This is a genomic window from Empedobacter sp. UBA2044, from assembly GCF_002333005.1.
Taxonomy (GTDB): domain Bacteria; phylum Bacteroidota; class Bacteroidia; order Flavobacteriales; family Weeksellaceae; genus Empedobacter; species Empedobacter falsenii_B.
This window is the reverse complement of the sequence record NZ_DDBA01000059.1, coordinates 74,986-90,606: the sequence shown is the minus strand read 5'-3', so window position 1 is coordinate 90,606 and position 15,621 is coordinate 74,986. Positions and strand designations below refer to the sequence as shown.

At 30.9% G+C, this 15,621-nt stretch carries 13 protein-coding genes; 10 read left to right on the top strand and 3 right to left on the bottom strand.

Features of this window, described 5'->3' with window-relative positions; genetic code table 11:
- The first annotated feature begins 107 nt into the window (after positions 1–107).
- From B4E59_RS10695 to B4E59_RS10665, 7 genes are all read left to right on the top strand, one after another.
- The gene (locus B4E59_RS10695) at positions 108–1,691 is read left to right on the top strand and encodes a BamA/TamA family outer membrane protein (protein WP_291052880.1); all 1,584 of its coding nucleotides are present in this window, start codon (positions 108–110) and stop codon (positions 1,689–1,691) included.
- A gap of 38 nt (positions 1,692–1,729) precedes the next feature.
- Entirely contained in the window at positions 1,730–2,512 is a 783-nt protein-coding gene (locus tag B4E59_RS10690; RefSeq protein WP_291052877.1) for a hypothetical protein, read from the top strand.
- A gap of 443 nt (positions 2,513–2,955) precedes the next feature.
- Positions 2,956–4,149, top strand: a complete 1,194-nt coding sequence (locus B4E59_RS10685) for a C1 family peptidase (protein WP_291052874.1) — start codon at positions 2,956–2,958, stop codon at positions 4,147–4,149.
- Positions 4,150–4,262: 113 nt separating this feature from the next.
- Complete coding sequence (locus tag B4E59_RS10680) at positions 4,263–5,831, top strand: NAD(P)/FAD-dependent oxidoreductase (RefSeq protein WP_291047142.1); 1,569 nt, start codon at positions 4,263–4,265, stop codon at positions 5,829–5,831.
- Between the two features lie 70 nt (positions 5,832–5,901).
- The gene (locus B4E59_RS10675; RefSeq protein ID WP_125349604.1) at positions 5,902–6,108 is read left to right on the top strand and encodes a hypothetical protein; all 207 of its coding nucleotides are present in this window, start codon (positions 5,902–5,904) and stop codon (positions 6,106–6,108) included.
- Positions 6,108–6,485 carry a fluoride efflux transporter CrcB gene (gene crcB / locus B4E59_RS10670; RefSeq protein ID WP_125349605.1) on the top strand — a complete coding sequence of 126 codons (378 nt, stop codon included), beginning with the start codon at positions 6,108–6,110 and terminating at the stop codon, positions 6,483–6,485. The genes B4E59_RS10675 and crcB overlap by 1 nt, the downstream gene beginning before the upstream one ends.
- 71 nt (positions 6,486–6,556) lie before the next feature.
- On the top strand, positions 6,557–9,469 hold the full coding sequence (locus B4E59_RS10665) for a M16 family metallopeptidase (RefSeq protein ID WP_291052871.1): 2,913 nt from the start codon (positions 6,557–6,559) through the stop codon (positions 9,467–9,469).
- A gap of 85 nt (positions 9,470–9,554) precedes the next feature.
- Here the strand turns inward: B4E59_RS10665 and B4E59_RS10660 are convergent, their stop codons facing one another.
- The 3 genes from B4E59_RS10660 to B4E59_RS10650 form a co-directional block, all read right to left on the bottom strand.
- A complete protein-coding gene (locus B4E59_RS10660; RefSeq protein ID WP_286494764.1) occupies positions 9,555–10,754 on the bottom strand; it encodes a ComEA family DNA-binding protein in 1,200 nt (399 codons plus the stop codon).
- A gap of 133 nt (positions 10,755–10,887) precedes the next feature.
- Positions 10,888–11,109: a PspC family transcriptional regulator gene (locus B4E59_RS10655; protein ID WP_125349608.1), complete on the bottom strand. Its 222-nt coding sequence runs from the start codon at positions 11,107–11,109 to the stop codon at positions 10,888–10,890.
- Positions 11,110–12,381, bottom strand: coding sequence for a DUF2851 family protein (locus B4E59_RS10650; protein WP_125349609.1), 1,272 nt, complete (start codon positions 12,379–12,381; stop codon positions 11,110–11,112).
- A 105-nt stretch (positions 12,382–12,486) separates the two neighbouring features.
- On the opposite strand from B4E59_RS10650, the gene B4E59_RS10645 reads away from it, so the two are divergent.
- From B4E59_RS10645 to B4E59_RS10635, 3 genes are read left to right on the top strand one after another with little or no spacing between them, the layout of a single operon-like run.
- Positions 12,487–13,116 carry a TetR/AcrR family transcriptional regulator gene (locus B4E59_RS10645; RefSeq protein WP_280062831.1) on the top strand — a complete coding sequence of 210 codons (630 nt, stop codon included), beginning with the start codon at positions 12,487–12,489 and terminating at the stop codon, positions 13,114–13,116.
- Positions 13,106–14,401, top strand: a complete 1,296-nt coding sequence (locus B4E59_RS10640; protein WP_286494765.1) for a TolC family protein — start codon at positions 13,106–13,108, stop codon at positions 14,399–14,401. Before B4E59_RS10645 ends, B4E59_RS10640 begins: the two co-directional genes overlap by 11 nt.
- An 11-nt stretch (positions 14,402–14,412) precedes the next feature.
- Complete coding sequence (locus tag B4E59_RS10635; protein WP_291052868.1) at positions 14,413–15,606, top strand: HlyD family secretion protein; 1,194 nt, start codon at positions 14,413–14,415, stop codon at positions 15,604–15,606.
- Positions 15,607–15,621: the final 15 nt, after the last annotated feature.

The following is a 15,621-nucleotide window of genomic DNA, read 5'->3' as shown; positions in this document are numbered from 1 at the left end:
CACTAATAGATATCAGTAAAACAAATACTTAACATCTATTTTACACGTTATTATAAGCAAGAATGCGATTTTTAGGCTACATATTCTTTTTTTTTATCCAAACAATTTTGCTTTTTGGACAAGAAAAAACATATCATTTTTTACGGTATAATGATGATACAAAATCGTATACAAAAGATTTTGAAAGCAAAAATCTTGATTCATCTTTAGATTCGCTTCAAAAAACGGGTTATTATACGTTGACGATTGATTCTATAAAAAATGAAAAAGTTTATCTAAATAAAGGAAAATTGTACCAAACAATTTGGGTGAAAAACAATGAATTGTTCGAAAATAAAAATAATTATTTCCCAACAAATAATTTAGATTCTATTCTAAATAAAATAGCAACAACCAACACTAATCAAGGTTATCCGTTTGCGCAAATAAAACTTGTTCCAAATGGTTTTGAACAAAATGAACAGAAAATTGAATTGGTTTTAGACAAAGGAAATCAGCGCAAAATTGATGGTGTAAAATTGGTTGGTTACGAAAAATTATCCAAAGGTTATTTGCGTCATGGACTCAATATAAAAACTGGCGAAGTCTACAATGAACAGAAGTTGGCAACGATTTCGACATTAATGCAACGAACCAATTATATTGCAGAAGCGCAATTACCACAAACTTTATTTAAGCCAGATTCTACGATTTTATATTTGTATCCTCGCAAAGTGAATTCAAATTATTTTGATGGTGTTTTAGGTTTTGGAACAGATGATAACGGCGATTTTAGATTGAACGGAAATGTACAACTTTCGTTGAACAATGTGTTCAATAGTTTGGAAGAAATCAGGTTAAATTGGATTGGAACAGCGAATAAAAATACGTCGTTGAATATTGGTGTTAAAGTTCCTTATTTGTTCAAATCTGCGATTGGTTCGGAAACGAATTTCAAGCTTTTCAAGCAAGATTCTGTTTTTGTGAATTTAGATTTTTCGGAGCGATTATTTTATCAACTCAACCTCAACTCGAATATTGGTGTAAGCGGAATTATACAATCGTCTAACTTTTTGCTGGAAGATGATTCTTATCTAAAATCGAGCTATGACGATTATTCGAAAATTGGTTTTGGTTTGAGTTATCACTATTTCCTGAAACATCCTTTTCGTTTGATGGAAGTAAAATCGATGTTGAATGTTGCGGTAAATTCGATTCGTAAAAAGGAAAAGAATTTTTCGTGGACAGAAGATTTGGAAAATAAAACCGTCAATCAAGTTGAAGTTGGTCTAAAAACGTTTCGTTTATTCGAATTATCCAAAAAGCATTTCTTAAAAGCTGGTGCAGAATTTAGAGGTTTGCTCACGAAAGACGATGATTTCTCCGAAAACGAATTGTACAGAATTGGTGGTTTTGGTAGTTTTAGAGGTTTTAACGAAGAAAGTATTACAACAAATATGTACGGATTTTTGAGTGCAGATTATCGTTTTGTTCCAAGCGAAGCTTTTTATATTGGACTTTTCGCCGATTATGGTTTTATTGATAACAAACGCGCAAATCTAAATACATCATTGTTAAGTTTCGGAACTGGAATTTCTTTTTTAACGAAGATGGGAATTTTCAATTTGAGTTATGCAGTTGGTAAAACAGACGAAACTTCATTCGACTTCAAAGAATCTAAAATCCATTTTGGGATATTAAGTCAGTTTTAAAAAAAATATTTTACTTTTGTTTTTATAAACATTGTATAATGAAATATTTATCGCTACTATTTTTACTCTTTAGTTCAACTTTATTTTGTCAAAAAGATGATATTATAAACTTAAATGAAGTCAATATTCAGAATAAAACAAAATACATTTTATTAAAATCTTATTTTAGAAGTTGGATAATCAAAAATGATAGTTTAACAGATTTTGTAGATGGAGAAGCTTATTATCTTTATCCAAAGGAAGAATTTAAAGATAAATTAAAAGTAAAAAGATATGTTTTACAATACAGAAACTTTTATAATCCTGAGATAAAAGGTAATAATAAAAAAACGCAAGTATCTATAATGAATGATTATTATGGATTTTGGAATATTCCTAGTTATAATCGTCATGAAAAATATAAAAAAGTAGAAATTTCTAAAGATAATTTTGATATTTATAACAGTAGAGATTCTATAATTGGTAAATATTATCAAGGAATTGAGAATGATAGTATAAATTTTGTTTTAAATTTTTCTCGTAAAAAAAATATAAAAATATCATTAAGTAATTTAGGAAAATGGGATAAAAAAGGAATTCCTCAATCTTTCACTTTAATCCAAAATGAAGATTTATTTGGAAGTAAAAAAGAGATTGTAACAGAAATTTTTCTAACAAAAGAACTCCTTTCTGATTTTGATAATGGAAGAAAAAAATACAATTCAATCAACTTTAATATTTCAAATTATTATAATAATTATTGGGAAAATTATCTAATTGAATATCCTTTACCTTTAAATATCGTTAATAAATTCAATTTATTAATTGAACAAAATCCTTAATCTTAAAGGTTACTTTTAATCAACTTAAATCTACATTTATCTAAAACATATCTGTTTGCGATGTCCGTCAAGAAACTTTTATTACAAACAAGGTTGTTTTAGCTTTCCCGAGCATTCGGTTTATTATAAACAAGTATGTTTGTAATGTTCGTCAAGAAAATTTAATTACAAACAGATATGTTTTATCTTTCCCGAGGACTAAGTTGATTACAAACAAGGTTGTTTTACCTTACCCGAGGACTCAGTTAATTACAAACAAGTCTGTTTTACCTTTCCCGAGGACTCGGTTGATCACAAACAAGTATGTTTTAGCTTACCAAATGTATTGTGAGAATGAATACTAAGAAGTTTTATTAAAAAAACTTTAAATTTTTATAGGTTTATTGTTAACATTTTCGTGAAATTAGCTACTTATAAAATACTCACACAAAATAAATTTAAAAATGCGTAAAATTTTTTATCCAGTTTTAGCTTCAGCTTTATTTTTAGCTTCAGCTCAATTGGTGTCTGCACAAGACAATTTAGTTAATTCTTTGAACAAAAACGTTAGTGAAAATAGTAAAGAAGCTTTCAAATTTACTGACGTTATTAATTTAGCTAAAACTCCAGTAGAAAACCAAGGTTCATCAGGAACTTGTTGGTCATATTCAGGAAATTCTTTCTTCGAATCAGAAATGTTAAGAATGGGAAAACAACCTATTCAATTGTCTCCAATTTTCAATGCGAGAAATACATATGTTGAGAAAGGAAAACAATATGTTCGCATGCACGGTGCAACAACTTTAGGTGACGGTGGTTCTTTCTATGATGTTTTGAATACAATCAAAAAATATGGAGCTGTTCCAGAATCTGTATACACAGGTTTGAATTACGGAACAAAAACAAATCAATTTGGTGAGATGGCTGCCATTCAAGAAGGAGTTTTGAAAGCGGTTGTTGCAAATCCAAATGGTAAATTAACACCAAACTGGGAGAAAGCCTATACAGCTGTTTTGGATAGCTATTTAGGAGAATATCCAAAAGAATTTACATACAACGGAAAAAAATACACACCACGTACATTTGCTGATCAAGTTGTAGGAATTAATCCAAACGATTATGTTGCGATTACATCTTTCAAAGATCACGACTATTACAAACCGTTTGTATTAGCGATTCCTGATAACTGGGCGTACGAATCTTTCTACAATGTTCCGATGACAGAGATGACTGATAACATTGATTATGCTTTGAAAAACGGATTTACAGTTGCTTGGGCAACAGACGTTTCTGAAAAAGGATTTAGCTGGAAAAATGGTGTAGCGTATGTACCAGAAGTTGATTTTGCAGATATGAATGCGCAACAAAAAGCAGATATGTTCAAAGGTCCAAAACCAGAAAAAGTAATTACAGAAGATATGCGTCAGGCTGCTTTTGATGATTACCAAACGACTGATGACCACGGAATGCACATTGTTGGTATTGCAAAAGATCAAAACGGAAAAGATTACTACATCGTGAAAAACTCTTGGGGTTTAACTAACGATTACGAAGGATATCTTTATGTAACAAAAGCTTTTGTTCAGTACAAAACAACAAATATTTTAGTTCATAAAAACGGTGTTCAAAAACAAACGTTGAAAAAATTAGGATTATAATCTTAATTTATATAATAATGAAAAGCTGTCTTATGAGACAGCTTTTTTTGTTTAAAAACGAATATTTCAAATGGTTTGATGTACTTTTGCAGTCTAATTTTTAGTCAATAAATATGCCTCAAAATGTAACAATACGCATATCTCCTACAGAAGCTGCAAACGAGAAACTTCTGAAACAACGTTTAGCATCTGCTGTTAAAACAAAACCAGAGAATATCAATGCTTACCAAATTATTCGTCGCTCTTTAGATGCACGAAGCCGAAATATTATTTCCCAATTACAAGTCAATGTTTTTGTAAATGAAGAATTCTCTGATGCTTTCGAGTTTCATCCAAATCTTCAAAATGTAGAAAACAAACACGAAGTTTATATTGCTGGTGCTGGTCCTGCTGGATTATTTGCTGCGTTAGAATTAATAGAACAAGGTCTAAAACCAATTATCATCGAGCGTGGTAAAACTGTTCGTGATCGTCGTCGTGATTTAGCAGCAATGAATAAAGAAGGAAAAGTAAATCCTGAATCAAACTATTGTTATGGCGAAGGTGGCGCTGGAACTTATTCGGACGGAAAATTATATACGCGTTCTACAAAACGTGGAAACATTCTGAAATCATTGCAATGGTTTGTCCATTTCGGTGCAACAGAGCGTATTTTACAAGAAGCGCATCCACATATCGGAACAAATAAGTTACCTGGGATTATCGCCAACATGCGCGAAGCAATTATCGAATGTGGTGGTGAAGTTTGGTTTGATACAAAACTAACGGATATTATCATCGAGAATAATCAAATCAAAGGAATTGAAATTAATCATGATAAAAAAATTAAAACTTCTTCTTTGATCTTAGCAACGGGACATTCGGCTCGTGATATTTTCAGAATGTTAGATGAAAAGAAAGTTTTAATCGAAGCAAAACCTTTTGCATTAGGCGTTCGTGTAGAACATCACCAAAGTTTGATTGATTCTGCTCAATATCATTGTCCAATCGGAACAGAACGCAACGAATTTCTTCCGCCAGCCTCGTATTCATTAGTTTCTCAAGAAGCAGGTCGCGGCGTTTTCTCTTTTTGTATGTGTCCCGGTGGAATTATCGCGCCCGCATCTACAGACGAAGGAGAATTGGTAGTAAATGGTTGGTCACCTTCTAAACGTGACGGATTCTTTGCAAACTCGGGAATGGTTGTAACAGTTGATGAAAAAGATTTTGCTAAATATGGTTTTACTGGACCTTTGGGTGGAATGAAGTTTCAACAAATGGTCGAGCAAAAAGCGTGGCAAGTTGGTGAAGGTAAATTAAAAGCTCCCGCACAACGAATGACTGATTTTGTTTCAGGGAAATTATCCAATTCATTAAATGATTGCTCGTATTTACCAGGTTTAACATCAGGTTTATTGAGCGAAGTTTTACCAAAAGAAGTTCATCAATCTTTGAAATTAGGTTTCCAAACATTTGGTAAAAAAATGAATGGTTACTATACCGAAAATGCAAATATTGTGGCAACAGAATCAAGAACTTCTTCGCCTGTTCGTATTCCGAGAAATGAAGAAACCTTAGAACATACGCAAGTTGCTGGTTTATTTCCTTGCGCTGAAGGAGCTGGTTACGCTGGTGGAATTATTTCTGCCGCAATGGACGGAGCAAAAGTTGCAATTGCTGTGAAGAATTTTATCGGAAAATAGTTTTATATTTAATACTCAAAATAAAATACAGATGTCAAGCTGAACTTGTTTTAGCTTCACATCTTTAGGAATGATGAATTTAGAAAAAGTAAATAATTTCAAATTTTTATTGATTTCAGTAGTACTGATTTTGATAGGTTATTCAATCAACTTAATCGGTTGGAATATTGGAACAATTACAATTGCTTATTTTGGATTAGGTTTATTCTTTTTAGGAATTATTTCATTCATCATTTTACTATTTTTAGCTTTAATTAAAATTGTTAATAGAATTTAATGAATCTCTTAAAATCTATACTATTTGTCGGTTTAGGTGGCGCTTTTGGTAGTGTTGCAAGATTTTTAATTTCGTACGGAATCGGAAAATATTATTCACAACCTTTTCCATTTGCTACGTTTTTGACAAATATTATCGGTTGTTTTTTGATTGGCACTTTATATGGATATTCAATCAAAAATGGTTTAGGAAATACCTATTTCAATTTTTTACTGATAACTGGATTTTGTGGAGGTTTCACGACATTTTCAAGTTTTTCGTATGAAAATTTCAACTTAATTCAACAACAAAATTACATCACACCAATTATTTATATTTTTTTGAGTGTACTCATTGGTTTACTCTTTACAATGATTGGTTTTAGATTAACAAAATAACTCTATATCGAAAATAGTTTTCTCTTATTCGTTTTAATGTATTACTTTTAAGCAACTTAAAAAATTAATACATGAGGAAATCTATTTTGATCTGCGGAATCATTTTTGGTTCTGTATTTACTCACGCACAATTAAAAACAGTGAAAAAAACTGACAATAAAGGATATACCTACGAAATGGTAGAAAATGATCCTTCGAATACAAGAATTTATACGCTAAAAAATGGTTTGAAAATCTATTTGGCTCAAATAAAAGACGAACCAAGAATCCAAACTCATATAGCTGTAAAAACAGGTTCTAACAACGATCCAGAAGACAATACTGGTTTGGCTCACTACTTAGAGCATATGGTTTTTAAAGGAACTTCTAAAATTGGAACACAAAATTGGGCTGTTGAAAAACCTTTGATCCAACAAATTTCAGATTTATACGAACAGCACAAAGCAGAAAAAGATCCTGCAAAAAAAGTAGAAATCTATAAAAAAATTGATCAAGTTTCGCAAGAAGCATCCAAATATGCTGTGGCAAACGAATACGATAAATTAATTTCATCTTTGGGAGCATCAGGAACTAATGCACATACATCTTTAGAAGAAACAATTTATCATAATAATATTCCGAATAATGAATTAGAGAAATGGTTAACAGTAGAATCTGAGCGCTTTAGTGAATTAACTTTACGTCTTTTTCATACTGAATTAGAAGCCGTTTACGAAGAATTTAATCGTTCACAAGACAATGATGGACGTTTAGTTTTTTATAAAATGATGGAAACATTGTTTCCAAAATCGCATTACGGAACACAAACAACTATTGGAACTTCAGAACATTTAAAAAATCCATCAATGGTTGCAATTCATAATTATTTCGATAAATATTATGTAGCGAGCAATATGGCTGTGATGTTGATTGGTGATTTCGATTTTGATACGGCTGTTCCAATGATTGACAAATATTTTGGAAATTATGCTACAAAAGCAGCTCCTGCACAATATGTTGCAAAAGAAGAGCCGATTAAAACAATTGTAACAAGCGAAGTTTTTAGTCCATCTTCGGAACGTGTTCAGTTTGCTTACCGTTTTAACGGAGCAAAAAGTTCTGATGCAAAATATGTAACATTAATTGATTATATTTTAAGTAATTCTACAGCTGGATTAATCGACTTAAATATCAATCAACAGCAAAAAACATTAGGAGCAGGAAGCTCTTCTTCTTTCTTTAGAGATTATGGTATGCATTCTTTTTCTGGATCTCCAAAACAGGGACAAAGTTTAGAAGAAGTACGTGATTTATTAATTGCTCAGATTGAAAAAATCAAAAAAGGGGAATTTGATGATTGGATGATAGAAGCAGTTGTAAATGATTTAAGAAAATCTCGTATGAAAAGCTGGGAAAATACTCGTTCTTTAGCAGCAAGTTTGTACAAATCATATATCAATGATGTTCCTTGGGCAGAAGTTGTCGATCAATACGATGATATGGGTCGTGTAACAAAGCAAGAACTAATGGACTTTGCAAAGAATAATTATACGAATAATTATGTAATTGTTTACAAACGTCAAGGTGAAAACAAGGATTTGGTACGTGTTTCGAATCCTGGAATTACGCCAATTCAATTGAATCGTGATGCTGAATCTACTTGGTACAAAGATTTCATGAAGATTAAATCAAGTGAGATTAAACCAGTTTTTGTTGACTTCAAAAAAGAATTGAACGAAAGTAAAATCAAGAATGCAAAATTCACTTCGATTCAGAACAAGACAAACGATATTAGCTCTGTTTACTATATCGCGGATATGGGATCAGACAATAACAAAAAGCTTGGTTTAGCGATTAATTACTTAAATTATTTAGGAACGTCCAAATATTCGCCAGAAAACTTGAAAAAAGAGTTTTATAAAATTGGTGTTGATTATGGAGTTAATCCTGGTACAGAAAGAACTTCTGTTTATATCACAGGTTTACAAAAGAACTTAACAAGCGGAATCAAATTATTTGAACATCTTTTAAGTGATGCCGTTTCAAATAATGAATCTTACCAAGAATATGTGAAAACAATCTTGAAATCAAGAGAAAATTCAAAAAAGAACAAAAACGTGATTTCTTCTTTGTTGAACACTTATGCGCAATATGGACCAAATAATCGCTCGAGAGATATTATTTCTGAAGCTGATTTGAAAGCTATTGATCCAAAAGAATTAACGCAAATCATCAAAGATTTCTTTAATTACAAGCACCAAATTTTCTATTACGGAAATAATGAAGCGGAAACGAAAAAAGCAATTGAACAAAATCATAATTTCGGGAAAAATTTAGATTATCCTAAGAAAAAAGAATATCCACAACCAGCTACAGATGGCAAAGTATATTTTGCTCCTTACGATATGGTACAAGCGGAAATTAATTTCTTTGCTCGTGATACTAAATATGATCCAACTTTGTTGACATCTACAGGAATTTTCAATGAGTATTTTGGTGGAGGTTTGTCATCTATCGTTTTCCAAGAAATTCGCGAGTCTAAATCATTGGCTTATTCTGCTGGTTCTTATTACATTAATGCAAATAAAAAAGATAATTACAATTATGTAAGAGCTGTAATTGGAACACAAGCAAACAAATTGCCACAAGCTGTTGACGCAATGAAAGAATTAATGAATAATATGCCAAAAGCAGAAAATCAATTCAATAATTCTAAACAAGCAGCACTTAAGCAAATCGCTACAAGTCGTTATACAAAAGCAAATGTGTTCTTTTATTGGTTATCATTACAAGATAAAGGTCTAAATTATGATATCAATAAAGATATTTACGATCAAACATCTAAATTAACATTAGAACAATTGGATCAATTTTTCCAAAAACATATCAAAGGTCAAAACTTCAATGTTGGTTTAATTGGTAATAAAGAAAACTTAGATTGGCCATCTGTTGAAAAACTTGGACAAGTAAAAGAATTAACGTTAGAAGAGCTGTTTAACTACTAATAATCAGAAATTATAAAAACCAATAAACGCGTTTAGGAAATCCTATAACGCGTTTATTTTTTAAAACTAACCTATGAATGAATAATCACTCAAAAACCAAATAAGGCTCAATTTCCCTAAACTTTTCTTCACTTATCGCATAACATCTTTTCAATGTTTTTGCATCTTTAAAACTCCCACCTAACGAACGTTTAAAATTAAGAATCGTATTTACTTGTTTCTCTGTGAAACCGAGTTTTATCCAATCCTCATGACTCAAATTATTTGGATTAAACTTACCTTTTATTTCTATTTTTTCTGCTACTTTATCTTCACTTTTTGACTGTTCAACTTTTGGCTGCTCAGCTTTATAAATTACATTTTCAGGTAAATCAATATAAGATTCCATTTCTGCATATTTTTCATCCGAAATCATATAACATTTTTTCAATTGTTCTTTCGATTTAAACTGACCTCCCAAAATATTTTTATATTTCATAATTGAAGCAGCTTGTTTAGACGAAAAACCTATTTTTTGCCAATCATTTTCAGAATAACTATTTGGATTAAATTTTACATATTGAATCTTTTTGCCACTTTGTTTTTTCTCATTTTTTTCATCTTCCTTTGATTTTTCTGGTAACAAAATATACGTTTTCATCTCTGCATATTTCGCATCATCAATCACAAAACATTTCCTCAATTGCTCTTTCGAGGTAAACTTTCCTCCAACAATCTGTTTATATTTCATGATTATTTCTGCCTGTTTTGGCGAAAAACCAAGTTTTTCCCAGCCTTGTTGTGGCAAATCATTTGGATTGAAATTTTTGTAAACTATTTTAGTTTTTGGTGATGAATAATCTATAAAACTCGATTTAGATTGTTCTGGTAAAAGAACAAAAGGAGCTAATTCATTATACTTTCCTTCATCGATAACATAACATTTCTTAAGCTGTTCTTTCGATGTAAATTCTCCGCCAACAATTCCTTTATATTTCAAAATGACTTCGGCTTGACGTTCCGAAAACCCTAAATTCATCCAATCTTCTAAAGATAATTCGTTTGGGTTAAAGGGTTTGATTGAATCTTTTACTTGTTTATTTGAAGTAGAATTAAATGTATAATTTTTCGGAGTTTTTTGATAATTTGCTAGCAAAGCTTTATCTGCTTCTGATAATTGATATGTTTCTTTTTCAACTGAAATATGTTGAAAAATCTCAAATAACAAAATCAAAACAAATAATAAATACAAGCCAAATCTTTGCGATTTATTCAGGTAAAAAGTAGATTTTTTTAAATATTTCATCTTGGTTGGAAAAGAAGTGAAAATAATATCCTTATCAAACACTCACGATATCGAAAACGACATAACCATCAAATATTTAACAAATTAAGAAATCTAAAATTAATAAAAGGTTTTAAGTATTTGTAAATATTTTTTACAAATCAAAAACCGATTTTCGTTTGATAACAAAACAATCTTTTACCCAAAAAAAGAATAACATAATAAAATAACCAATAAAGGTTAAACCGAAAGTTGCAAAGGTTAAATAAATGAAAATCAAACGTAATTTTGCAACGCGAATTCCCAATTTGTCTGCAAATCGCGAAATCACATTAAACCATTCTGTTTCAGTAAAATTCCTAATTTGATCTTTCATTTAACGTAAAATTTGTTGTCCGATAGCGCAATTTAAACATTTTTTTTCGGAGCAATATCTTTTTTTAAGTTGAATTAATTGTTGAGAATCTTTTGCGGTTTTATTTTCAAAACCAATTCGTTCAAATTCATCTAAAATCGAGTTATTTTCCGCTTCCATTTCATTTAATAAATCCAAATAAAAATCAATTTCTACCTCATCTTTTTGTCGCTCAAAAGCATAACGAATCGGAATAATAGAATTGATGAGCAAATTATTTATTTTATCTTTTGAAAGATTTTTGAGTTGAAATTTTGATTCGTTCTTAAATGTATAATGCGTTTCCCAAAAAGAATTTAATTCCAAATTTTCGAAGATTTTATAAAATTCTTTCAAATTTTTTGGCTGAATAATTTCAGAAAACAAACTTTGATAATTCACATAAATCGATGCTAATTGCGCCAAACGAATCGTCGGAAAACCAATTGGTCGCATTTTCGAAAATCGGAACAAACTATTTTCAATTGATTCTAATTGATATTTATTTTTCAGGAATTGATATTCGTTTTTTAATTGCTTAGAATAATCATTCTCATAGTTTTCTTCTAAAAAACTGGCTTGTCCAAAAAACAAGGCTTCAACTTTTTGGGCATTAAATTGTATTTTTTGCAAAACTTTGAACGGAAAAGAATTTGCCCAAATCTCAAAAGTTTCTACATTAACTTTTAATCCAAAATTCTTTGCCAAACTTTTGAACAATGTTTCTTCCCAATTGGAATTATTGTGTTCTAAAATTTGTACAATATCGTTTGTTTTTTCTTCGAAACGTTCGATTAAAATTCGTTCAAACCAAAAAGAAAATTGCTTCAAATCAATTGAATCTAAAAATTCTTCACAATAAATTTTATCCAACTTAGAATTAATAATATTTTGATAATTAAAAACAATTTCCGGTTTTACAAAATCTTGTAAAATCAAAGTTTGTACATTACGTTGACGCAAAATATCAACTTCACAATCGTGATTCCATACAACATGCAAAATCACATTTTGATACGATAAATCATTCGAATGTTGATGAAAATTCCAATCCGAAGAATTGACATGCATTTCGACACTTCCAATCCACAATTTATCGCCAATGATGATTTCTGCTTCCAAAAAATCTGGCCCAGCATGATGGTTTAACTTTCCAACTTTCACAATTTCAATGAAATCTCCATGAAAAGTTTGTAAGCTTTGATGTGAAAATTGATTCAATTTCCAAATATGATGTAGAAAAATTTCTTTCATAGACAAAAGTTAATCAATGAATTATAAAAAATCATTAAAATAAATACTTATTTTTTTTAAATTAATTAAACGTTTGTTTAACTTTGCGCGTTCAATTTTTATAAGATGAAATTAAGTGAGAAGCAAATAGAAATTTTGGGCGCGGCTGAACGAGTTTTTGGAAGACGAGGAATTGATGCTGCAAGTGTTCGAGAAATTGCAAAAGAAGCAAACATTAATATTGCGATGATTAGCTATTATTTTGGATCAAAAGATAAATTGGTCGAGAATTTATTTAGTTGGCGTATCACAACTTTCAATGAATCATTGGCCTCAATTTCACAAAATTCTACACTTTCTCCATTTGAAAAGTTACAGTCAATCCTAAAAGCTTATTTGAATAGAATTTTGGATAAACCTGAATTTCATCGAATTATGGCAAGAGAATATTCGAAAAGAGATTCAATTTTAGAAATTGATTGTAAAGTCAATGACTTAAAAACAAAAAATTTAGAATATATCACAAATATTATTAGTGAAGGATATTCTGAAGGCGTTTTTAAAAGAAAAGCTCCTGCCGAAGCTGTTGTAATGGTAGTTATTGGTGGAACATCTTATTTGATTTTGAACGAAAAAACATATATGAAACAATGGGGATTATCTTCTCATGAAGAGTTTACAGAACATATTCACGAAGAATATTACCCTTATTTAATAGATTCTTTAAAAGCAATTTTACTATACGATGAAAAATAAAATTTTCTTACCGATTTGTTTAGTTGTTGCTACTTTCGCTCATGCGCAGGAAACCAACGTTTCTTTGCAGGAAGTTATTCAACAAAGTTTGCAGAACAACAAATCTGTGAAAGTTGCCGAAGCTGCTAAAAATACAAGTGAGTATAAAGTACAAAGCGCGAAAAACAATCGTTTACCAGACATTTCGTTGAGTGGACAATACATGCATTTGTTTACGACAACAAATGTAGACATCAAACTTCCGATGCAATCTTCTGGTGGAGGAATGGGAGTTGAACCGAGCCAATTATTATTAGGACAAGCAAGTGCTTCTGTCCCTGTTTTTGCTGGATTTAAAATTAAAAATGCAATCAAAAGCAGTGAATTGATGGTTGATTTATCAAACTTACAAATCGAAGCAACAAAAGAAAATGTGGTTTGGCAAGCTATTAATTTATATTTTGGATTGTACAAAACGCAACGTTCTATCGATGTTTTGAATGAAAACTTAGTGAGAGCAAATCAACGTGTGAAAGATTTTCAAAACTTTTTGGATAACGGAATCATCGCGAGAAATGATTTGTTGAGAGCAAAATTACAAGCATCGAATGTGCAAGTTGCAATTGATGAAGCCGAAACGCAATACAAAAACATTAATTACCGATTGAATTTATTGACTGGACAAGACGAAAGTAAAATCGTTCATGTTGATAATGTAGAAACCTTGAAAACCATCAATCAAAATTCTCAAGATTACGTCAATCGTACAGATGTTAAATCATATGATGTAAAAAATCAGATTGCTGATAGTCAAATCAAAATTGCGAAAGCAGCTTATTACCCTCAATTAGCGGTTTCAGCTGGATATATTGCGATGGATATTGATAAAGTTGCTTCGGTTACAAATGCAACAAATGTTGGTGTTGGATTGAAATATGATTTATCTTCTTTGTATAAAAATAAAGCAGAAGTTGAAATTGCAAAAGCTCAGAAATTAGAAAATGAGATGCAAAAAGAAACGACAATTGATAAAGCTAAAGTTGAAATGAACGAAGCTTTTCAAAAGTATGATTTAGCAAAAAAGAAAAATAATGTTTACAAAGAAGCTGTAGAACAAGCGAACGAAAACTACAGAATTGTAAAAGATAAAAATGACAACGGATTGGCTGATACAGACGATTTATTAGAAGCAGATGTACAACAATTGCAAGCAAAAATCAATCAAGTTGTCGGAGATGCTGACGAACAATTAGCGATCTACGAATATTACTATACTACAGGAATTTTATTAGAAAACGTACAATAACACCTCTCGATATGGAAGAAAATAATCAAGAAAAGAAAAAAATAAATTCAAAATTTATCATCGTTTTAGGAGCATTAATCATCCTTGGAGGTGGATATGGAGTTTATAAATATTTACACGGACAAGCGCACGAAATTACTGATGATGCACAAATTGAATCAAAAATAACACCTGTTATACCTAAAGTTTCAGGATACATTCAGAAGATTTTAGTAGAAGATAACCAAATGGTTCACAAAGGTGATACATTAGTTGTTTTGGACGGATCTGAATTTGCCTTGAAATTGCAACAATCGCAAGATGCTCTATTACAAGCAGAAGGTCAATTAGGAGTTGCTCACGCAGGTGTTTCTCAAGCTGGTGCAGCAATTGGAGTGACAGAAGCTGGTGCTGTTGCAGCAAATACAACAATCGAAACAGCTCAAGCAAGTGTTAATACAGCTCAAGCAAATGTAGAAGCAGCAAAAGTACAAGTTTGGAGAACGAAAAATGATTTTGATCGTTACAATAAATTATACCAAAATCAATCGATCACAAAACAACAATACGAGCAAGCTTTAGCAGCAAAAGAAACAGCAGAAAAACAATTGCGAATTGTACAAGAACAATTAGGTGTTTCTCGTGCTCAATTAGCTTCTACAGCAAAACAAGCGCAAGCTACAGCAAAACAAGTGAACACTTCGAAAGCACAAGCTGATGCTTCAAAAGCACAAATTAAAGTTGCGGAAGCAGCAATTGGTCAAAGCAAAACAAACATCGATAATGCAAAATTATATTTGTCTTATACGTATGTAATTGCGGCTGAAGATGGACAAGTTTCTAAAATTAATTTACAACCAGGACAATTGGTACAAGCTGGTCAATCTTTGTTCAATATTGTGACTACAAAAAATATTTGGGTTGTGGCAAATTACAAAGAAACTCAATTAGAAAAAATTAGAGTTGGACAAGAAGCCATCATCAAAGTTGATGCTTATCCAAACCACGAATTCAAAGCGAAAGTAACATCTTTATCTCCTGCAACTGGTGCTAAATTTGCATTATTACCTCCAGATAATGCGTCGGGTAACTTCGTAAAAACAGTTCAACGTCTTCCTATTAAAATCGAATTTATCGATCAAAAAGACGAAATGTTGAAAATGATTCGTCCAGGTATGAACGTGGAAGCTGATATTCTTTTAAAATCGAATACTTCTGCAAAGTAATAACACCTATTCAGA